This window comes from Paraburkholderia sp. FW306-2-2C-D06C, from assembly GCF_058781505.1.
In genome coordinates this window covers 52934-71888 of sequence record NZ_JBYSWU010000043.1, presented here as the reverse complement: position 1 = coordinate 71888, position 18955 = coordinate 52934, and the positions used below count along the sequence as shown (strand labels likewise).

The 18955-nt window shown below is 64.1% G+C and carries 18 protein-coding genes and 2 pseudogenes; 9 read left to right on the top strand and 11 right to left on the bottom strand.

The window, feature by feature from the left end:
• Positions 1–516: 516 nt before the first annotated feature.
• The 3 genes from rplM to erpA all read left to right on the top strand — a co-directional run bounded on the left by rplM (position 517) and on the right by erpA (position 2043).
• Positions 517–945, top strand: coding sequence for a 50S ribosomal protein L13 (gene rplM, locus AC3WLT_RS26995; RefSeq protein ID WP_008919631.1), 429 nt, complete (start codon positions 517–519; stop codon positions 943–945).
• 11 nt (positions 946–956) lie between these two features.
• Complete coding sequence (gene rpsI / locus AC3WLT_RS26990) at positions 957–1349, top strand: 30S ribosomal protein S9 (protein ID WP_013340464.1); 393 nt, start codon at positions 957–959, stop codon at positions 1347–1349.
• Positions 1350–1677: 328 nt separating this feature from the next.
• Entirely contained in the window at positions 1678–2043 is a 366-nt protein-coding gene (gene erpA, locus AC3WLT_RS26985) for an iron-sulfur cluster insertion protein ErpA (RefSeq protein WP_013340463.1), read from the top strand.
• Positions 2044–2151: 108 nt separating this feature from the next.
• Here the strand turns inward: erpA and AC3WLT_RS26980 are convergent, their stop codons facing one another.
• Positions 2152–3282, bottom strand: a complete 1131-nt coding sequence (locus tag AC3WLT_RS26980; protein WP_492594726.1) for an anhydro-N-acetylmuramic acid kinase — start codon at positions 3280–3282, stop codon at positions 2152–2154.
• A 292-nt stretch (positions 3283–3574) separates the two neighbouring features.
• Between AC3WLT_RS26980 and tyrS the strand changes: the two genes are divergently transcribed.
• The 3 genes and pseudogenes from tyrS to AC3WLT_RS26965 all read left to right on the top strand — a co-directional run.
• Positions 3575–4819, top strand: a complete 1245-nt coding sequence (gene tyrS, locus AC3WLT_RS26975) for a tyrosine--tRNA ligase (RefSeq protein ID WP_492594725.1) — start codon at positions 3575–3577, stop codon at positions 4817–4819.
• Positions 4820–4864: 45 nt separating this feature from the next.
• A complete protein-coding gene (gene dtd, locus AC3WLT_RS26970; protein ID WP_492594724.1) occupies positions 4865–5323 on the top strand; it encodes a D-aminoacyl-tRNA deacylase in 459 nt (152 codons plus the stop codon).
• Positions 5324–5423: 100 nt separating this feature from the next.
• A pseudogene (locus AC3WLT_RS26965) lies at positions 5424–6017 on the top strand (histidine phosphatase family protein); the annotation flags it as partial.
• On the opposite strand, the pseudogene AC3WLT_RS26960 reads toward AC3WLT_RS26965, so the two are convergent.
• From AC3WLT_RS26960 to ruvA, 3 genes and pseudogenes are all read right to left on the bottom strand, one after another.
• A pseudogene (locus tag AC3WLT_RS26960) lies at positions 5919–6266 on the bottom strand (oxygenase MpaB family protein); the annotation flags it as partial. The pseudogenes AC3WLT_RS26965 and AC3WLT_RS26960 overlap by 99 nt on opposite strands.
• A 68-nt stretch (positions 6267–6334) precedes the next feature.
• Positions 6335–7399: a Holliday junction branch migration DNA helicase RuvB gene (ruvB, locus tag AC3WLT_RS26955; protein ID WP_492594723.1), complete on the bottom strand. Its 1065-nt coding sequence runs from the start codon at positions 7397–7399 to the stop codon at positions 6335–6337.
• A gap of 158 nt (positions 7400–7557) precedes the next feature.
• The gene (ruvA, locus tag AC3WLT_RS26950) at positions 7558–8139 is read right to left on the bottom strand and encodes a Holliday junction branch migration protein RuvA (protein ID WP_492594722.1); all 582 of its coding nucleotides are present in this window, start codon (positions 8137–8139) and stop codon (positions 7558–7560) included.
• A 256-nt stretch (positions 8140–8395) separates the two neighbouring features.
• On the opposite strand from ruvA, the gene AC3WLT_RS26945 reads away from it, so the two are divergent.
• Positions 8396–9028 carry a LysE family translocator gene (locus AC3WLT_RS26945; protein ID WP_492594721.1) on the top strand — a complete coding sequence of 211 codons (633 nt, stop codon included), beginning with the start codon at positions 8396–8398 and terminating at the stop codon, positions 9026–9028.
• A 49-nt stretch (positions 9029–9077) separates the two neighbouring features.
• On the opposite strand, the gene ruvC is transcribed toward AC3WLT_RS26945, so the two are convergent.
• Entirely contained in the window at positions 9078–9620 is a 543-nt protein-coding gene (ruvC, locus tag AC3WLT_RS26940; RefSeq protein WP_132373137.1) for a crossover junction endodeoxyribonuclease RuvC, read from the bottom strand.
• A gap of 129 nt (positions 9621–9749) precedes the next feature.
• On the opposite strand from ruvC, the gene AC3WLT_RS26935 reads away from it, so the two are divergent.
• On the top strand, positions 9750–9989 hold the full coding sequence (locus AC3WLT_RS26935; protein ID WP_492594720.1) for a hypothetical protein: 240 nt from the start codon (positions 9750–9752) through the stop codon (positions 9987–9989).
• Positions 9990–10278: 289 nt separating this feature from the next.
• Here AC3WLT_RS26935 and purH read toward each other — a convergent pair whose 3' ends face one another.
• From purH to AC3WLT_RS26910, 5 genes are all read right to left on the bottom strand, one after another.
• A complete protein-coding gene (purH, locus tag AC3WLT_RS26930; RefSeq protein ID WP_492594719.1) occupies positions 10279–11844 on the bottom strand; it encodes a bifunctional phosphoribosylaminoimidazolecarboxamide formyltransferase/IMP cyclohydrolase in 1566 nt (521 codons plus the stop codon).
• A gap of 46 nt (positions 11845–11890) precedes the next feature.
• On the bottom strand, positions 11891–12124 hold the full coding sequence (locus tag AC3WLT_RS26925; RefSeq protein ID WP_007180440.1) for a Fis family transcriptional regulator: 234 nt from the start codon (positions 12122–12124) through the stop codon (positions 11891–11893).
• Entirely contained in the window at positions 12121–13185 is a 1065-nt protein-coding gene (gene dusB / locus AC3WLT_RS26920; protein ID WP_492594718.1) for a tRNA dihydrouridine synthase DusB, read from the bottom strand. The genes AC3WLT_RS26925 and dusB overlap by 4 nt, the downstream gene beginning before the upstream one ends.
• Before the next feature lie 233 nt (positions 13186–13418).
• Positions 13419–14645 (bottom strand): UbiH/UbiF/VisC/COQ6 family ubiquinone biosynthesis hydroxylase, encoded by a 1227-nt coding sequence (locus AC3WLT_RS26915; RefSeq protein WP_492594717.1) that lies wholly within the window; start codon positions 14643–14645, stop codon positions 13419–13421.
• A 6-nt stretch (positions 14646–14651) separates the two neighbouring features.
• Positions 14652–16058 carry an aminopeptidase P N-terminal domain-containing protein gene (locus AC3WLT_RS26910; protein WP_492594716.1) on the bottom strand — a complete coding sequence of 469 codons (1407 nt, stop codon included), beginning with the start codon at positions 16056–16058 and terminating at the stop codon, positions 14652–14654.
• A gap of 327 nt (positions 16059–16385) precedes the next feature.
• Here AC3WLT_RS26910 and AC3WLT_RS26905 point away from each other — a divergent pair, with 327 nt between their 5' ends.
• Positions 16386–17000 carry a glutathione S-transferase C-terminal domain-containing protein gene (locus AC3WLT_RS26905; protein ID WP_492594715.1) on the top strand — a complete coding sequence of 205 codons (615 nt, stop codon included), beginning with the start codon at positions 16386–16388 and terminating at the stop codon, positions 16998–17000.
• 226 nt (positions 17001–17226) lie between these two features.
• On the opposite strand, the gene lnt is transcribed toward AC3WLT_RS26905, so the two are convergent.
• Positions 17227–18918, bottom strand: coding sequence for an apolipoprotein N-acyltransferase (lnt, locus tag AC3WLT_RS26900; RefSeq protein WP_492594714.1), 1692 nt, complete (start codon positions 18916–18918; stop codon positions 17227–17229).
• Positions 18919–18955 lie beyond the last annotated feature (37 nt).

Below are 18955 nucleotides of genomic sequence, written 5' to 3'. Positions count from 1 at the left end.
CGAACCGCCGTGTACGGACCCGTACGCACGGTGGTGTGGGAGGGGTCGGGTCGCGAGGCCTGCCCCTATCCCGATCCTGCGTTTTGCCGGCTTGCCGACGACACCATAGTGGCTGAGGGATCAATCCGATGTTCGGTTTGTCAGTGCCGAGTTGTTCAGCCGGTCAGGGAGTTGAGATCGGCTTGAGCACTGTGCAACTCGTTTCCGCCATATTCGAGATGGTTGAGCGGCTCGGCCGGGGAAGGTTGCAGGCCGGCTGTCCTGGGCGCGTGGGGGTTCGGCCCGGTGCGGCGGCACATGCTGCGCCGTCGTGCAAGGAGCGTTTAGAGGCGGGTTGACCGGGCCGGTTTCGACGTGCTCCGGCTGCTTTTGACTTGCCTCGCAATTTTCCTCTATAATTCAAGGCTTTTCCGCATTCGCGCCCGCGGAGGAAGAACAGGGAGAGCCTGCACGCGCCTCGATGCGCACACTACAAGCAGGAAAAACATAGGGCGCAGCAATTTTTTTGGATCGATCATGAAGACGTTTTCCGCAAAAGCCCATGAGGTGGCGCGCGAATGGTACGTGATTGACGCGACGGATAAGGTTCTCGGGCGTGTCGCCAGCGAAGTGGCACACCGTCTTCGCGGCAAGCACAAGCCTGAATTCACTCCCCACGTCGACACCGGTGATTTCATCATCGTTATCAACGCCGGCAAGCTGAAAGTCACGGGCAACAAGGTAACTGACAAGAAGTACTACCGTCACTCGGGTTACCCGGGCGGTATCTATGAAACGACGTTCGGCAAGATGCAAGAACGCTTCCCGGGCCGCGCGCTTGAGAAAGCGGTCAAGGGCATGCTGCCGAAGGGCCCGCTCGGCTACGCGATGATCAAGAAGCTGAAGGTCTACGCTGACGCAACGCATCCGCATTCGGCACAACAGCCGAAAGCGCTCGAGATCTAAGGGGAGCCCACATGATCGGTAACTGGAATTACGGCACGGGCCGCCGCAAGAGCGCCGTCGCACGCGTCTTCATCAAGGCAGGCAAGGGCGATATCGTTGTGAACGGCAAGCCTATCGCCGATTACTTCTCGCGCGAAACGTCGCTGATGATCGTGCGTCAGCCGCTGGAACTCACGAACCACGCTGCTACGTTCGACATCAAGGTCAACGTGACGGGTGGCGGTGAAACGGGTCAAGCCGGTGCGGTTCGCCACGGCATCACCCGCGCACTGATGGACTACGACGCAACGCTGAAGCCGGAACTGTCGAAGGCTGGCTTCGTTACGCGTGATGCTCGTGAAGTCGAACGTAAGAAGGTCGGCTTCCACAAGGCACGCCGCAGGAAGCAATTCTCGAAGCGTTAATCGTTTCGGGTGCGATCCGGCTCTCGGGCCGGAGCGCAGCAAAAGCCGCCTACGCTTTCGCGAAGGCGGCTTTTTTATTGGCCGCGTTTTCATGGCGGGCGTTTTCGTAGTGGGTGTTTTCATGGCGGGCTTTTTCATGGTTTTTCGCCCGGACCGGGCGATAACGGTTTCGCTGTCAGGACGGTTCCTCGACGCGCTCAGCCAGTCTGATAGCCGCGCCCGCGCCGCCGGACGAGACTCGCGGGAAGAACCCATTGATTTTGTGGGCTTCAGCACGATATCGAGATCAGCCCTACAATAGCGGGTAGAAGTTTTTTGGAGAGTTCGAATGAACGCAGTCACCGAAACACCCGTGACCGAAATGCCCGCCCCCTTCGTCTTTACCGACGCAGCGGCTGACAAGGTCAAGCAACTGATCGAAGAAGAAGGCAACGCGGACCTGAAACTGCGCGTATTCGTGCAGGGCGGCGGCTGCTCGGGCTTTCAGTACGGTTTTACGTTCGACGAAGCCGTCAACGAAGACGACACCGTGATGAACAAGAGCGGCGTCCAGCTGCTGATCGATTCGATGAGCTACCAATATCTGGTCGGCGCTGAGATCGACTACAAGGACGACATCAACGGCGCGCAGTTCGTCATCAAGAACCCGAATGCCACGACCACCTGCGGTTGCGGCTCGTCGTTCTCGGTTTGATGGCAAGTTAAGCGACAGGTTGTAAGAACGGGGCTTTGGCCCCGTTTTTTTATTCCGTGAGCGTAAAGTGAACGGGAAGCGAACGGGAAGCGAACGGGAAACGCGCGGTCAGCGCGGATAGATGGCACCCAGTACGCGCTCGCCTGCGGCGCCGGTTACCGCCGGCAAATTGCCCGGCAGGCGCGCCATGCAGCGCATGGCCAGCCACGCGAACGCCAGCGGCTCGACCTGACTTGGCGGCACGCCTAGCGCGTCGGTGGTCAGCACCGGCACGCCGCTCACACCGCTTTCCTCCAGCGCCGCCTGCAGCGCCTTCAGCAGCTCCGGATTGCGCGCACCGCCTCCACACACATAGACAGCCCTGGCATCCGACGCATGCCGCTCGATTTCGCGCGCGACCGTCACCGCGGTCAGCGCGGCCAGCGTCGCTTGCACGTCAGCGGGGGCGAGCGCGGCGAACGGTTGGAGCTTCGCGTCGAGCCATTCGGCATTGAACAGGTCGCGGCCGGTACTTTTGGGCGGCTGTTGCGCGAAAAAGGGCTCGTCGAGCAAGGCGTTGAGTAGCGTGCGGTCGACCTGGCCGTCCGCCGCGAAATGGCCGTTTTCGTCGAAAGGTTTGCCGAGATGGCGCTGCGCCCACTCGTCGAGCAGCGCGTTGGCCGGACCGCAGTCGAAGCCGCGTACGCTGCCCGCCGCGTTCAGAATCGTGATGTTGCTGATGCCGCCAAGATTGCAGACCACCCGGGTTTCGTTCTTCGCGCCGAATACCGTAGCGTGAAACGCCGGCACCAGCGGCGCGCCCTGGCCGCCGGCCGCGACGTCGCGGCTGCGGAAGTCGGCGATCACGTCGATGTGCGTCATTTCCGCGAGCAGTGCCGGGTTGTTGATTTGCCGCGTATAGCCTTTCTCCGGCCGATGCCGCACCGTCTGGCCATGCACGCCGATCGCACGGACGTCGTCGGCGGACAATCCGGCGCAGCGCATTAGTTCGTGGCAGCACACCGTGTAGCGGGTGGCGAGCGCATTGGCCGCCAGCGCCTCGCGTTCGATCTCGTTGTCGCCCGGTTGTTGGAGCGCGAACAGCGCCTCGCGCATGCCTGCCGCGAAGCCGACGAACGCCTCGGCCCGTACAACCGGCGGTTTCCCTTTGGCAAATTCGACGGCCACGCCGTCCACGCCGTCCATGCTCGTGCCGGACATTAGTCCAAAGTAGACACCGTCTGCGGGGTCTTGCGCCACGTTGCTGCTCCTCTCGATGGTTCGTTGCGATCCGGTTTAGCAGATTATTAACGCAAGCGAGGCGGAACATAAAGCTTTGTGACGCCGGCTTCGTGACGGCCTCGTGCCTGTCTTGCGCTCGAACCGCGCTCGAACCGCGCTTGAACCGCGCTCGAACTGCGCTTGATTTGCGCTTGACTTGCGCTCGAATCGGCAAATCGACCGGCGAAGCGCGCCTTGTGGCGGAGTCAGTGGGCGCGGCGGCGCGCATCTATGGGACAATCTCCTTTTTTCGCGACTTCACGTTTCCAGCATGAGCACCGAGTCCACCAAGCCCAGCCCCGCCTTCCCGATCACCGACGAAGTCCGTCACGCGCTCGCCGTCACCAGGCGCGGCGTCGACGAACTGCTGATCGAAGACGAATTCGCGCAAAAGCTCGCGAAGAGCCAGGCGACCGGCACACCGCTGCGCATCAAGCTCGGGCTCGATCCGACCGCCCCTGATATCCACATCGGCCACACGGTCGTGCTGAACAAGATGCGTCAGCTGCAGGATCTCGGTCACACGGTGATCTTCCTGATTGGCGATTTCACGTCGCTGATCGGCGATCCGTCGGGCCGTAACGCCACGCGCCCGCCGCTCACGCGCGAGCAGATCGAATCGAACGCCAAGACCTATTTCGAGCAGGCCGCCCTGGTGCTCGATCGCGAAAAGACGGAAATCCGCTACAACAGCGAATGGTCGATGCCGCTTGGCGCCGACGGCATGATCAAGCTCGCGTCGCGCTACACGGTGGCGCGCATTCTCGAGCGCGAAGATTTCACCAAGCGCTATCAGAGCGGCCTGCCGATCTCGATTCACGAGTTCCTGTACCCGTTGATGCAAGGCTACGACTCGGTCGCGCTGAATGCCGACCTCGAACTCGGCGGCACGGATCAGAAATTCAACCTGCTGGTGGGCCGTGAACTGCAGAAGCAATACGGCCAGGAACAGCAGTGCATCTTGACGATGCCGCTGCTCGAAGGGCTCGACGGCGTCGAAAAGATGTCGAAGTCGAAGAACAACTATATCGGCATCAGCGAAAAGCCGACGGACATGTTCGGCAAGCTGATGAGCATCTCCGATACGTTGATGTGGCGTTACTTCGAGCTGCTGTCGTTCCGGCCGATGGAAGAGATCGCCGGCTTCAGGCGCGAAATCGAGGCGGGCCGCAATCCGCGTGATTTCAAGGTGATGCTCGGCCAGGAAATCGTCGCGCGCTTCCACTCGCAGGCCGACGCCGAGCGCGCGCTCGAGGACTTCAACCATCGCGCGAAGGGCGGCGTGCCGGACGACATCCCGGCGGTGACGCTCGCGGGCGCACCGCTTGCGATCGGCCAGTTGCTCAAGCAGGCCAACCTCGTGCCGTCGACCAGCGAAGCGCTGCGCAACATCGAGCAGGGCGGCGTGAAGATCGACGGCGCGACCGTGTCCGACAAGGGCCTGAAGATCGAAGCCGGCGAGTTCGTCGTGCAGGTCGGCAAGCGCCGCTTTGCGCGCGTCACGCTGACGGCTTGATGGTCTGATGATGATTCACGCGTTGCGTCGTCCGGAGTTGCGCCGTTGATTGCGCTGATCCAACGCGTGCGGCGCGCGGAAGTGCGCGTCGGCGACCGTGTGACCGGCGCGATCGACGCTGGGCTGCTCGCGCTCGTATGCGCCGAACGCGGCGACACCGACGCGGTGGCCGACCGACTGCTGGCGAAAGTGCTCGGCTACCGCGTGTTCAGCGACGCAGCCGGCAAGATGAATCTGTCCGTACAGAATCTCGACGGTGCCGGGCGCGCGGGCGGTCTGCTGCTCGTTTCGCAGTTCACGCTGGCCGCGGATACGAACAGCGGCCTGCGCCCGAGCTTCACGCCGGCGGCGTCGCCTGACGAAGGCAAGCGTCTGTTCGATTACTTCGTCGCGTCGGCACGCGCGAAGCATCCGATCGTCGAGACCGGCGAATTCGGTGCCGACATGCAGGTGTCGCTCGTCAATGACGGGCCGGTCACGTTCTGGTTGCAGACGCGCGCCTGAACGTCTCACGATGCGCGCGCCGAGGTGCGCATCAACCCCCCACTGCTTTTGCGACAATAGCGGCTCGGCATAACCGGCCACTGGCACCCACCTTCATTCCATGACCACGCAGATCCTGTTTATCCGGCACGGCGAGACCGACTGGAATCGCATCAAGCGCATCCAGGGGCACATCGACATTCCACTCGCGACAACGGGTCTGGCGCAAGCGCAACGCCTCGCGCACCGCATTGCCGATGAAGTGAAGCAGGGCGTGCGGCTCGACGCAATCTATTCGAGCGATCTGCAACGCGCGCAGCAAACGGCGCAACCGATCGCGGATACCCTCGGCTTGCCGCTGCAACTGCGCGAAGGTCTGCGCGAGCGTTCATACGGTGCGTTCCAGGGGCATGACAGCGACGAGATCGCCGTCCGTTTTCCCGACGAATATGCGCACTGGCAAACCCGTGATCCGGGTTTCGCACCACCGGACGGCGAATCGCAACGCACGTTCTATCACCGCGTGCTGCACGCGATCGAGCCGATCGCAGGCGCGCATCCGGGCGGGCGGATTGCGTGCGTCGCGCACGGCGGCGTGCTCGATTGTGTGCGCCGGTTTGCCAGCGGTTTGCCACTTGACGCGCCGCGCAATTACGCGTTGCTGAACACGAGCGTGAACGTGGTGGACTTCGACAGCGGCAAGGCAACGGTCGTGTCGTGGGCGGACGTGGCGCATCTCGACGCGCCGGGCGAAGACGACAGCTTCAGAAAGGTGCCGGAGCCGGGGCGCTAACCGGCAGCGAGGGTTCACATACCGCAAGTGCGCGGTCATGCAGCTCGATACTTCCGCTACATGAACCCATGTCAGCAGCGCAGGACCGCTCGCGCGATACGGACGGTCGCCGGGTGCAATGCCGGTCACGCCAAGGTGAATCCGTTCGACCCGTTCGATCAGCGCTAACGCAACGTGAGGTGGGTTGCCTCGCTTGATCGAATATCGTTAGATCGGCCTCACGCGACGCATCAACCCGCTCAGGTCGCGGCCGAATCCCACAGGCCGGGCAGCGCGCTCGATGTGTCCGGCGCGGCGAGGCCGAAGTGCCGATACGTCAGCAGCGTGGCAACCCGGCCGCGTGGCGTGCGTTGCAGGAAGCCTTGCTGGATCAGATACGGTTCGAGCACGTCTTCAATCGTGTCGCGCTCTTCGCCGATCGCCGCCGCCAGGTTGTCGACACCGACCGGACCGCCGTCGAACTTGTGCAGGATCGCTTCGAGCAGCTTGCGGTCCATCAGGTCGAAGCCGACCGCGTCCACGTCGAGCATTCTGAGCGCGGCGTCCGCCACCTGCGCGGTGATGTTGCCGTCGGCTTTGACTTCGGCGTAATCGCGCACGCGGCGCAGCAGCCGGTTCGCGATCCGTGGCGTGCCGCGTGCGCGCCTGGCGATTTCGAACGCGCCGTCTGGATGGATCTGCGCCTTCAGCAGCGACGCCGAACGCGTGACGATACGCGCCAGTTCCTCGGCGTTATAGAACTCGAGCCGCGCGACGATGCCGAAGCGGTCGCGCAACGGATTGGTCAGCATGCCCGCGCGCGTGGTCGCGCCGACCAGCGTGAACGGCTGCAGGTCCAGCTTCACGCTGCGCGCGGCCGGCCCCTCGCCGATCATGATGTCGATCTGATAATCCTCTAACGCTGGGTACAGAATTTCCTCGACGACCGGCGAAAGCCGGTGAATTTCGTCGATGAATAGAACGTCGTTGGCTTCGAGATTGGTGAGCAGCGCGGCGAGGTCGCCCGCGCGTTCGAGCACCGGGCCGGACGTTTGCCGCAGATTGACGCCCATTTCCCGCGCGATGATGTGCGCGAGCGTGGTCTTGCCGAGGCCCGGCGGCCCGAACAGCAAGACGTGGTCGAGCGATTCGGAACGGCGTTTGGCAGCCTCGATGAAAATTTCCAGCTGGCCGCGCACCTTTTCCTGCCCGACATATTCCTCGAGCTGGCGCGGGCGCAACGCGCGCTCGAACGCTTCTTCGTTCGGCGAGACGGGTGTGGCCGCGATGATGCGCTCGGCGGCGAGTTTGTCGGTTTCGATCATGCGGCCATTGTACCGCGCGCACCCCGAAGGAAGCCCCCTTGGGGGACCGCCCGTTGCAGAACTCGGCCGGATGGCCAGGGTGCGCGGCGTGCAGGCGTGTGCGAAGCTTTACCTGACGCACGCGGCGCTAACCGCCGAGGCCTGAGGTCAGCCTTTGTTCAGCCCTTCGATAGCGCCTTCAACGCGAGCTTGATGCCCTCGGAAACGCCGGTGCCGGCCGGCACGTTCTTGATGGCCGCCAACGCTTCTTTTTCGGAGTAACCCAATGCGAGCAGTGCGTTCAGGATATCGGAGGCGTGGCCGGATGCCGAGGCCGCGCCCGCCATTGCGCCGAGATCGGCGCCGATCTTGCCCTTCAGTTCGAGGAGCAGCCGCTCGGCCGTCTTCTTGCCGATGCCCGGCACGCGCGTCAGACGCGCTGCGTCCTGCATCGTGACGGTCTGCGCCAGTTCGTGCACGCTCATGCCCGACAGCACTGCGAGCGCCATGCGCGCGCCGATGCCGCTGATCTTCAGCAGTTCGCGGAAGGTGGCGCGTTCCTCGGCGGTGCCGAAGCCGTACAGCAGATGGGCGTCCTCGCGCACGATCATTTGTGTGAGCAGCACGACGCGTTCGCTGGTGGAGGGCAGGTTGTAGAACGTGCTCATCGGCACATCGACTTCATAACCGACGCCGTTGCAGTCGACGAGAAGATGCGGCGGGTTTTTTTCCAGCAGAACGCCGGCAATGCGACCGATCATGGCGGATTCAATCGAGAGAGAAGGGTGAAAGAAAGGGCGAGTGTAGCGCAGCGAGTGCGCGGCAGCGTAACGCAAAAACGGGCTGAGGAATAATGAGGGCGAGCCGGAGCAGCGGGTAGCCGCGCATCTGCGCCTAGGTAGCGAAGCAGACGCGCGCAGAGGTTATGCCGGATCGCGGTTGACCGGCTCGAGGCGGCCCCCTAGACTGAGATCCCTTTTGGCGGGTTCTCACCCCAACAAACCAAAAGGAGCTTTCATGCTGAGCCTCACCACCCTCGCGCTGTTTGCCGGCGCGTGTCTTGCATTGACCGCCACGCCCGGCCCCGACATGTTGCTGATCGCGTCTCGCAGCGTGAGCCAGGGACGCTCAGCGGGTTTTGCCTCGCTGGCGGGCATTCTGGTCGGCACCTACTGTCACGCGCTGGCCGCCGCGTTCGGTCTGTCGCAGCTGTTTCTGGCGGTGCCGATGGCTTATAACGTCGTGCGCTTCGCCGGCGCCGCGTACCTGCTGTATCTCGCGTGGAAAACGTTCCGCACGCAAGGCACCGTGCTGTCGCCGAATGTGTCGATGAGCCGTTATCCGGTCGGCCGCATTTTCCGGCAAGGCCTCTTCACCAATCTGCTGAATCCGAAAGTCGCGCTGTTCGTGCTCGCGCTGTTTCCGCAATTCGTGCGGCCCGAGGCTGGCTCGGTCGCGATGCAGATCATGGTTCTGGCAACCGTGCTGAATCTGATTGGCTTCTGCGTGAACGGTGCGGTGATCCTGATGGCGAGCAAATTGAGCCGCAAGCTGACGGCGGGGCGGCGGCCGTCGCGGGTGCCGCAGTATCTGTTGGGAACGGTGTTTGCCGGGTTAGCTTGCCGGCTGGCGCTGGCGAGCCGGAACTGAGCGGGAAAAGTTCTGGCAGAGAGTTCTGGCAGAGGCGGCCCCTTGACGACTACCCTACCAAACGCCCGCGCCGCACCCGCAGACCCTTCTTCGCCAGCGAAGGCGCGATGCCGCCCAGCGTACTGAGCGTGGTGCCGCCGTGCGCATGGCAGATCGCCATGCCGAGGGCGTCGGCAGCGTCGGTGCTGGGCACGCCGGAGAGGTTCAGCAGCCGTACCACCATCTGTTGCATCTGCTCCTTGGTGGCGCGGCCGTAGCCGACTACCGCCTGCTTCAATTGCAGGGCGGTGTATTCGGCGACCGGCACGCCGCCCGCCACCAGTCCGCAGATGGCGGCGCCACGCGCCTGGCCGAGCAGCAAGGTGGATTGCGGATTGACGTTGACGAACACTTTTTCGATCGCCGACTGATCGGGCGAATGCTGACGGATCAGCGTCGAAATGCCTTCGAAAATGGTGCCGAGGCGCGACGGCAAATCGGCGTCGGCTGTCTTGATGACGCCGCTCGCGACGTAGCTGAGCGTGTGCCCGCTTTGGTCGATCACGCCGAAGCCGGTCACGCGCAAGCCGGGGTCGATGCCGAGAATTCTCATGAGGTGCCGCACATGCGGTAAAGACAAATTGCTTGCGATACTACAACGAACGCACCGCGTGGCGGTTGGTGTGCTGCTTTGCCTGCGGAATAAAAACTGCTGCTGCGTACGCTGACGGGGGAATCGCACATGGAGCGCTACCGGAATTTCAGCGGTGATTCGGGTGTCGATGCATACGAAATCGGCGACGATTTTGTCGCGGTCCGCTTCGGATCGGGCGTCGTCTATTGGTACACGGAGGCAAGCGTCGGGCCGCAACACGTCGCTGCGCTCAAGCGTCTCGCGCGGCGAGGGCAGGGGCTCAGCACGTACATCAGCCAGCACGCCGACGTGAGGGAAGGTTACGCGAGAAAGGACCCGGACGACTGACCGGTGGCACCGCGCACTGAGCAACGGCCAAAGAATACAGCGCGGAGAACGGCTGAGAAGATCGCTGAGAAGTTAGCTGAGAAGTTAGCTGAGAAGTTAGCTGAGAAGTTAGCTGAGAAGTTAGCTGAGAAGTTAGCTGAGAAGTTGGCTGAGAAGTTGGCTGAGAAGTTGGCTGAGAAGGTCGGCCCAAACAAAACGGCCCGGCAGAAAATCTGCCGGGCCGTTTCGCTCGAGCTAATCGCGCAACCGCCGCATGACAAGGAAGCCGGCATGGCGCGCGAAGCGCGAATCAATGCCGGAAGTGACGCACGCCGGTCAATACCATCGCGATGTTGTGCTCGTCTGCCGCGCCGACCACTTCGTCGTCGCGCATCGAGCCGCCTGGTTGAATCACGCAGGTCGCGCCCGCTGCCACGACCACGTCGAGGCCGTCGCGGAACGGGAAGAACGCATCCGACGCCACCGCCGAACCGGTTAGCGTCAAACCGGCGTTCTGCGCCTTGATGCTGGCGATGCGCGCCGAATCCACGCGGCTCATCTGGCCCGCGCCGACGCCGAGCGTCATGCCGTTGCCGCAGAACACGATCGCGTTCGACTTCACGTACTTCGCGACACGCCATGCGAACAGCAGGTCGTCCATTTCCCTCGGCGTCGGGTGACGCTTCGTGACGACGCGCAACTCGCGCGGCTGCACGTTCTTCGAATCGAGCGATTGCACCAGCAGACCGCCGCCGACGCGCTTCAGGTCGAACGCGTTATGGCCTTCGCCCAGCGCGATTTCGAGCAGACGCACGTTCTGCTTGGCCGCGAACACCTGGCGAGCCGCCGCGCTGAACGACGGCGCGATCAGCACTTCGACGAACTGCTTGGCCACCGCCTGCGCCGCTGTTTCGTCGACTTCGCGGTTGAACGCGATGATGCCGCCGAACGCCGAGGTCGGGTCGGTCTGGAACGCCTTCGCATACGCTTCGTTCGCGTCCGCGCCCACTGCCACGCCGCACGGATTCGCGTGCTTGACGATCACGCAGGCCGGCGCGTCGAACGTCTTCACGCATTCCCACGCGGCGTCCGAATCGGCGATGTTGTTGTACGACAGTTCCTTGCCTTGCAACTGGTTGTAGTTCGCCAGTGCGCCGGCCGGCACCGAAAGGTCGCGATAGAACGCGGCGCTCTGGTGCGGGTTTTCGCCGTAGCGCAGGTCCTGCACCTTGTTGAAAGCCAGGTTGAAGGTAGCCGGGTACGTGTTGCGCGACGCGTGTTGCAGCTCGTCGGTCAGGCTCGTCAGGTAGTTCGTGATCGCGCCGTCGTACTGCGCGGTGTGCGCGAACACCTTGGTGGCCAGACGGAAATTCGTCCTGTACGACACCGAATTGCTGTTCGCGCGCATTTCTTCGAGCACGACCGCGTAATCGGCGGGATCGACCATCACCGTCACGTCGCGATGATTCTTCGCTGCCGAGCGCAGCATGGTCGGGCCGCCGATGTCGATGTTCTCGATCGCGTCTTCCAGCGAGCACTCTTCTTTCGACACGGTCTGCACGAACGGGTACAGATTCACGACCAGCAGGTCGATCGTCGGAATGCCGTGCTTCTCAAGCGCCGCCATGTGTTCCGGCAGATCGCGGCGCGCGAGGATGCCGCCGTGCACCTTCGGATGCAGCGTTTTCACGCGGCCGTCCAGCATTTCCGGGAAGCCCGTGTAGTCGGCGACTTCGGTGACGGAGAGGCCCGCGTCCGCGAGCAGTTTCGCGGTGCCGCCGGTCGACAGGATCTTGACGCCGAGGTCCGACAGCGATTTGGCGAAGTCGACGATGCCGGACTTGTCGGAAACGGAGATGAGCGCTTGCTTGATCATGATGAAGACGAAAAGCCGAAGAAGAACGTGGCGGGGCGCCGGGAAACTACAACAAACCGTGCTGTTGCAGCTTCTTGCGCAGCGTATTGCGGTTGATGCCGAGATACTCGGCGGCCAGCGACTGATTGCCGCCGGCCTGCTCGAGCACCACCTCGAGCAACGGTTTTTCTACGCACGAAATGACCATGTCATAAACGTCGTGCGGGTTGGAGCCGTCGAGATCCTGGAAATACATGCCCAGGCTGTCGCGGACAGATTGTTCGATATTGTTCTTGCTCATGCTGCTAGTCGGTCGGTAGGGTCCGGCTCGCCGTTCTTGTTGAGCGATTCGTCGACGTAGACGAGGCGGTCGGAGATCGCCTTTTGTGCGTCGAAGAACTCGTTGACGGCGAGGAGTTGTTCGCGCGTGGTGTCCAGCGTATTCATGCGATGCCGGAACACGTTGGCGCCAGAAAGGCCGCGAGTGTACCAGCCGATGTGCTTGCGCGCAGTGCGGACACCCGTAAATTCGCCGTAGAACGCGTAGTGATCTTCGAGATGTTCGTTCATCACCTGCTGGATTTCGTCGATGCGCGGCGGCGGCAGCAATTCGCCCGTTTGCAGGAAATGCCCGATCTCGCGGAACAGCCACGGGCGCCCCTGCGCCGCGCGGCCGATCATGATGGCGTCGGCGCCGGTGGCGGCGAGCACCTCGCGGGCTTTTTGCGGCGACGTAATGTCGCCGTTGGCGACCACCGGAATGCGCACCGCCGCTTTCACCGCGGCGATGGTCTCGTATTCGGCGTCGCCGTGATACAGGTCGGCGCGCGTGCGGCCGTGCACGGTCAGCATCGAAATGCCGGCGGCTTCGGCGAGGCGCGCGACGCTGAGCGCGTTCTTGTTGTCGCGATCCCAGCCGGTGCGGATCTTCAGCGTGACGGGCACCGCATCGGGCCCCGTACCCACTGCGCCCACCACCGCCTCGACGATGCGCTGCACCAGCGGTTCGTTCTGCAACAGCGCCGAGCCGGCCGCGACGTTGCACACCTTCTTGGCCGGGCAGCCCATGTTGATGTCGATGATCTGCGCGCCGTTCGCGACGTTGTAGCGGGCCGCTTCGGCCATCATGGCCGGATCGGCGCCGGCGATCTGCACGGCGATCGGCTCGACCTCGCCCGCGTGGTTGGCGCGGCGCATGGTCTTCTCGCTTTTCCACAACTGCGCGTTCGACGCCACCATTTCCGACACTGCATAGCCCGCGCCCAGCCGCTTGCAAAGCTGCCGGAACGGCCGGTCGGTCACGCCCGCCATCGGGGCGACGAACAGGTTGTTACGCAGATTGTGGGAGCCGAGAGTTGGCATGACGTGGACGCGCGCGCGCCGCCGATCCGTTTCAGATCCGTTTCAGATTCTGTCAATCGGAGCGTTCGCGAAATGCGAGGGAAAACCGCTATTTTAGCGTTAACGGATAAGCGGCACCGGACTTGAGGCTGCCGTAACCCATTAAATCTTCTATGAAAGTGCGCTGGCTCATAGAACCGGCGCCGCTCGCGCGCCTCCGTTGAACGCCGGTGCGGCGCGAGCCGGCGGCGCGCTCAGCGGCGCTGGCCGAACATCATTTGCCGTGCCAGGGCGGTTTTCACCGGCGGGACGAATTCGAGCGCGGTCAGGGCAAGGCCGCGCACGATGGCCAGCGGCGGGAAGTCGACGGTGAAAAGGCGCGCGAGCGTGTCGGTGGCGCCGATCGTCAGGCGCCGGTCCAGCGCGCGGCGCTGGGCGAACGCGGCCAGCGCGAGCGGCGTCGCGCCCTCAGCCGAGAACGCGTCGGCGAGCGCGTGCGCGTCACGCAGTCCAAGGTTCAGACCCTGGCCCGCCACCGGATGCAGCGTTTGCGCCGCGTTGCCGATCGCGACCACGCGTCCCTTCACGAGCGTATCGACCGCGTTCAACCCCAAAGGAAACGAAGCGCGTCCTTTGATCTGCAGAAAGCGGCCCATGCGGTCGCCGAAGGCGGCGCCGAGTTCGCGCAGGAATTCCGCGTCGGAGAGTTGCGTGCGGCGCGCCGCTTCGCCGGGCGCGCAGCACCAGACCAGCGCGTAGTCCGCGCCGCGCACGCCGCCCATCGGCAGGAGCGCGATCGGCCCTTGCGACGTGAAGCGCTCCCACGCAACGTGCGGTTGCGGCGCCGACACGCTGACCGTGCCGACCAGCGCGGTTTGTCCGTAATCGCGCGTACCGCCGGCGCCGGCGCCTTTGCCGGTCTTCTGGTCGCCGAACAGACCGCCTTCGGCGTTTACCAGGATGCGCGTGCGCAGTTTGCGCGCGACATGCGCGTTTTCGATCGGCAGCGTGACGCCGTCATGCTCCTGAACCGGCGCCGACGCGGACGTCGAGCGGAACCAGTGCACTGGGCTTGCGTGGACCGCTTCGGCGAGCCCGTGCACGATCGAGCCGTAGCGCAGCACGTAGCCGAGCGCCGGCAAGCCGTGTTCGCTGTGATCGATCAGCGTGCGGCCAAAGTGGCCGCGCTGGGAGACGTGGATGCGCTGGATCGCGGTGGCGTCGGCAGGCCAGCGCAGCGGTTCGAGAATCATCCGGCTGCCGTGCGACACGGCGATCGCGCGTGGATCGGCGATCGAGTCTTCCGGCTCGCGTGCGTCGATCAGCGCGATTTTCAGCGCCTGCGTCGCGCTGCGGCGCGTGAGCCAACCGGCCAGCGCGAGCCCGACCGGACCGGCGCCGACGATGGTCACGTCGAAATCGAACGGGGCCTCGGACGCGGCGCGTTTCAGAATCACAGCCGACTGGGATACGTCGTTCATTGCGGGTTACTTCCTTGCTTCATGGGCCGCGCGGGCTTCCTGCATCAGCGCTTCAATCTCGCCGGCATCGACGGGCACGTCGCGCGTGATCAATTCGCAGCCGGTCGCGGTGACGATCGCGTCGTCCTCGATGCGGATGCCGATGTTCCAGTAGCGCTCCGGCACGCCTTCGGCCGGCCGGATATAGAGACCGGGCTCGATGGTCAGCGTCATCGACGCCTGCAGCGTGCGCCACGGCAGCGCGCCCGCTTCGTTGCGCGGCGCGCCGCGCTCGCGATAGTCGCCGCAATCGTGCACGTCCATGCCGAGCCAGTGGCCGGTGCGGTGCATGTAGAACGGCGCATAGGCGCGCTCGGCGATCACCGCGTCGACCGACGCGAATTTCGTCCGCTCGATGATGCCGGTGTCGAGCAAGCCCTGCGACAGCACACGCACGGCGGCCTGATGCGGATCGTCGAAGGTGGCGCCGGCATGGGTGGCGTCGACGGCGGCCTGCTGCGCGGCCAGCACGATGTCGTACAGCTCGCGCTGTGCCGGCGTGAAGCGGCCGCTGGCGGGGAACGTGCGGGTGATGTCCGAGGCGTAGCCGTCGAGTTCGCAGGCCGCGTCGATCAGGATCAGATCGCCGTCCTGCGCGATGGCGTTGCCGGCCGGGTAGTGCAGCACGCAGGCGTTCGCGCCCGCGGCGACAATCGACGTATAAGCCGGCGCCTGCGCGCCGAACTTGCGGAAGGTGTACAGCAACTCGGCTTCGAGTTCGTACTCGCGCACGCCAGGCCGGCACGCGGCCATCGCGCGACGATGCGCGTGGGCGGAAATCTTGCCGGCGCGGCGCATGATCGCGAGTTCGTGGTCGTCCTTGACGAGCCGCATGTCGTCGAGCAGCGGTATCAGATCGCGCGCGGCAGTGGGCGCGGCGACGCCGCTGCGGCCTTGCGCGCGCACCGTGTCGAGCCAGCCGCGCACCTGTTCGTCCTGTTTTGCGGAGGCGCCGAGCGCGTAATACAGCGCCGGCTTGTCCGCCAGAAGGCGCGGCAGTTGCGCATCGGTTTCGCCGATCGGAAATGCGGCGGCGAAGCCAAACGCCTCGCGCGCGCCTTGCGGGCCGAAACGGAAGCCTTCCCACGTCTCGCGCTCGACATTTTTCTCGCGGCAGAACAGGATCGAGGCCGGCTCGCCGGGCGCCGCGCTTGCGTCGAGCACGAGCAGCGCCTCGGGTTCGGTGAACCCGGTCAGGTAGTAGAAGTAGCTGTCGTGCCGGTATGGATAATCGACATCGCGGTTGCGCAGCGTTTCCGGCGCAGTGGGTACGATGGCGACGCCGCCGCCCGCTGCGCGCAGCGCGGCGAGTACGCGCTCGCGGCGCTGGCGGTAAACGTCGATGGCGATGATGGGTTCGGTCGGCTGGTTCATCGTGCGATTGTAGCGCCCAATGCGAGGACTTTTTTTGTGCGGATCCCGGTGGCCGGGGTGGCGGCGCTAACCTGGCGCCCGGCGCGACAGGCCGGGGCTGTGCGCCGGTCAGACGCGCGGCGGCGACGGCGCGACGCGCCTCCCTCATCTGTCTTTCAGTCAATCGGCCGTTTAGCCAGGTAGACGCCCGGCTTCCGGCGCGGCAATGTTGCTATGTTGCAATCCATCCACAGCAAGCATTTACGCGGCCCGCGAAGATGCGGCTCTGCGCTCGGAATGCCGCCGACCACTTATACTTTCGCCGAATTCAAGAAAAGGGCAGATGTGATGATGAAACTCATCGGTTCGCTCGGCAGCCCGTTCGCGCGTAAGGCGCGGATCGTGCTGGCCGAGAAGAAGATTGACTACAAGCTGGTGCTCGAGAACGTCTGGGCGCCGGAAACCACCATTCACACCTTCAACCCGCTCGGCAAGGTGCCGTGCCTCCTCATGGAAGACGGTGAAGCGGTGTTCGATTCTCGGGTGATCTGCGAGTACGTCGATACGCTTTCGCCGGTCGGCAAGCTGATTCCGCAGTCGGGGCGCGAGCGCGTCGAAGTGCGCTGCTGGGAGGCGCTGGCCGACGGCATCCTGGACGCGGCGGTGCTGATTCGCCTCGAAGGCACCCAGCGCACGCCCGAACAGCGTGTGGACGCGTGGGTCGCGCGGCAGCAGCGCAAGATCGACGAAGGCCTGATCGCGATGTCGCAGGGCTTGGCCAGCAAGCCCTGGTGCGCGGGCATTCACTACACGCTCGCGGATATCGCCGTGGGCTGCGCGCTGGGCTACCTCGATTTCCGCATGCCCGAGCTGAACTGGCGCGAAGCGTATCCGAATCTGGACAAGCATTTCCAGAAACTGTCGCTGCGCCAGTCGTTCATTGATACGGTGCCGGCGAACTGAGCGGGCGGCGGAGGGGCCGCTGCGAGTGAAGTTTGAATAACGACTGCCTGCAATTGTCGCAAGATTTCAAAATGACGTTATTCGAGCTTTCGGAAACCCGAATCATCCTGAATTGAAGCTTACGTTTGCGGTAAAAAAATGCGCCTGCTCGTCAGGCGCATTTTTTTTGTATGTCGGGCGGCGTAATGGTTTATGTAATCGACATATTCGGCGTTTTATCGCCGCTTCACTTCGTACCGTTTTGCCGCCGCCTGATCCCCGGCCCGAACGCAAACCCAAACGCCAGCAGGAACAACGAAACCGCCAGCACCGTGTTGTTGCCGCTCGTCACATAAGGCGTGCTGCCCGACGTGCCTTGCACCGTCACGTCGAGTGAGCCGACCGTGTACGGCGTCAGGCGTCCAAGCACTTTGCCGTTCGCATCGATCGCGGCTGTCATGCCGGTGTTGGTTGCGCGCAGCATCGGCCGGCCGGTTTCCAGCGAACGCATGCGGGCAATCTGCAAATGCTGATCCAGCGCGATCGTGTCGCCGAACCAGGCGAGATTCGTCGAGTTGACCAGCACGCCCGCGGGCGTATCGCTTTCGCGTACGGTTCGCGCGATCTCTTCGCCGAAAATATCCTCGTAGCAGATGTTGACGGCGACCGGCTGGTTATGCACGACGAACGGCTTCTGCACCGGCGCGCCACGCGCGAAATCGCCGAGCGGAATGCGCATCAGATTGACGAACCAGCGGAAACCCCACGGCACGAATTCGCCGAACGGCACGAGGTGGTGCTTGTCGTAGCGATACACGTCGCGAGTGCCCGGCGTGACGCCGAACAGGCTGTTCGTATAGTCGACCACCTGGCCTTCCGGCGTAATCGTGCCGCCGATCGCGCCGAACAGGACCGCGGTGCCAGTCGTATCCGAAAAGTTGCGCACCGCCGACGCGAACGGCAGCGGCAATTGCTGCGCCAGTACCGGAACGGCCGTTTCCGGCGTGACGATCAGGTCGGCCGGCTTCGACGTGATCATCTGCTGATACTGGTCGATCGCAGCGCGCATGCCCGCTTCTTCGAACTTCATCTCCTGCTTGACGTTGCCTTGCAGCAGGCGCACGGAGAGCGCCGCGTTGGCCGGCACAGTCCAATGCGCGAGCGGCAGCAGCAGGCCGGCTGCAAGCAGCGCGAGCGCAACCAGCGCCGGCGCGACGGCACGCGCGCCACCGCGCTTCTCTCCATTGCCGCCGGTGGCCGCACCAGGCCGCTCGCGCAGGTGCACCAGAGCCTGCACGAGCAACGCCGCCACCAGCGCCAGCATCCAGCCGACGCCGTACACGCCCGCTATCGGCGCAAACCCGGCGAGCGGACCGTCCACCTGCGCATAGCCGCTCGAGAGCCACGGAAAGCCGGTGAACACGGTGCCGCGCAGCCATTCGCCGATCGCCCAGGCGCTGGCAAAAGCCAGCGCGCCGTGCCAGGTCGGCGAGAAGGGTGGGTCGTTGTCGAGCGCGCCGTTGCGCGCGTGGCCGGCGCAGAACGACCAGACGCCCGCGGTCAGCGCCGGATAAACCGCCAGATACAGCGAGAACAGCACGAGCGCCGCGCCCGCCAGCGGCGCGGCCATGCCGCCGTAGTCATGCATGCTGACGTACAGCCACCACACGCCGGTGACGAAGTTGCCGAAGCCGAATGCGCCGCCCGTCAGCGCGGCACTCTTCCAGCCGGTCGTGCGTGTGAGCCAGGCGAAGAAAAATGTGAAGATCGCGAGTTCGAGCCAGCCGCCGTGCGGCGTGGGCGCAAACGAAAGCGTATTGGCCGCGCCGGCGGCCAAAGCAACGAGATAGTGCCAGCGGGGCAGCGCGCGACCGCGTGTTTCCTGGGCGGCAGGCGCACTCACGCCGCGGCGCGAACGGGAAGTAATCGGGTCGGCCATTGTTGCGCGGTCGGCGTGAGGAGTTGAAGAAACGAAA

Bases quoted from the DNA above. Each gene is read 5' to 3' on its own strand.
- dusB (WP_492594718.1), bottom strand. From the start codon at position 13,185: ATGCCAACTCTCGGCTCCCACAATCTGCGTAACAACCTGTTCGTCGCC.
- tyrS (WP_492594725.1), top strand. From the start codon at position 3,575: ATGAGCACCGAGTCCACCAAGCCCAGCCCCGCCTTCCCGATCACCGAC.
- AC3WLT_RS26945 (WP_492594721.1), top strand. From the start codon at position 8,396: ATGCTGAGCCTCACCACCCTCGCGCTGTTTGCCGGCGCGTGTCTTGCA.
- erpA (WP_013340463.1), top strand. From the start codon at position 1,678: ATGAACGCAGTCACCGAAACACCCGTGACCGAAATGCCCGCCCCCTTC.
- AC3WLT_RS26910 (WP_492594716.1), bottom strand. From the start codon at position 16,058: ATGAACCAGCCGACCGAACCCATCATCGCCATCGACGTTTACCGCCAG.
- purH (WP_492594719.1), bottom strand. From the start codon at position 11,844: ATGATCAAGCAAGCGCTCATCTCCGTTTCCGACAAGTCCGGCATCGTC.
- AC3WLT_RS26905 (WP_492594715.1), top strand. From the start codon at position 16,386: ATGATGAAACTCATCGGTTCGCTCGGCAGCCCGTTCGCGCGTAAGGCG.
- ruvB (WP_492594723.1), bottom strand. From the start codon at position 7,399: ATGATCGAAACCGACAAACTCGCCGCCGAGCGCATCATCGCGGCCACA.
- ruvA (WP_492594722.1), bottom strand. From the start codon at position 8,139: ATGATCGGTCGCATTGCCGGCGTTCTGCTGGAAAAAAACCCGCCGCAT.
- AC3WLT_RS26935 (WP_492594720.1), top strand. From the start codon at position 9,750: ATGGAGCGCTACCGGAATTTCAGCGGTGATTCGGGTGTCGATGCATAC.
- ruvC (WP_132373137.1), bottom strand. From the start codon at position 9,620: ATGAGAATTCTCGGCATCGACCCCGGCTTGCGCGTGACCGGCTTCGGC.
- AC3WLT_RS26925 (WP_007180440.1), bottom strand. From the start codon at position 12,124: ATGAGCAAGAACAATATCGAACAATCTGTCCGCGACAGCCTGGGCATG.
- AC3WLT_RS26915 (WP_492594717.1), bottom strand. From the start codon at position 14,645: ATGAACGACGTATCCCAGTCGGCTGTGATTCTGAAACGCGCCGCGTCC.
- lnt (WP_492594714.1), bottom strand. From the start codon at position 18,918: ATGGCCGACCCGATTACTTCCCGTTCGCGCCGCGGCGTGAGTGCGCCT.
- rpsI (WP_013340464.1), top strand. From the start codon at position 957: ATGATCGGTAACTGGAATTACGGCACGGGCCGCCGCAAGAGCGCCGTC.
- rplM (WP_008919631.1), top strand. From the start codon at position 517: ATGAAGACGTTTTCCGCAAAAGCCCATGAGGTGGCGCGCGAATGGTAC.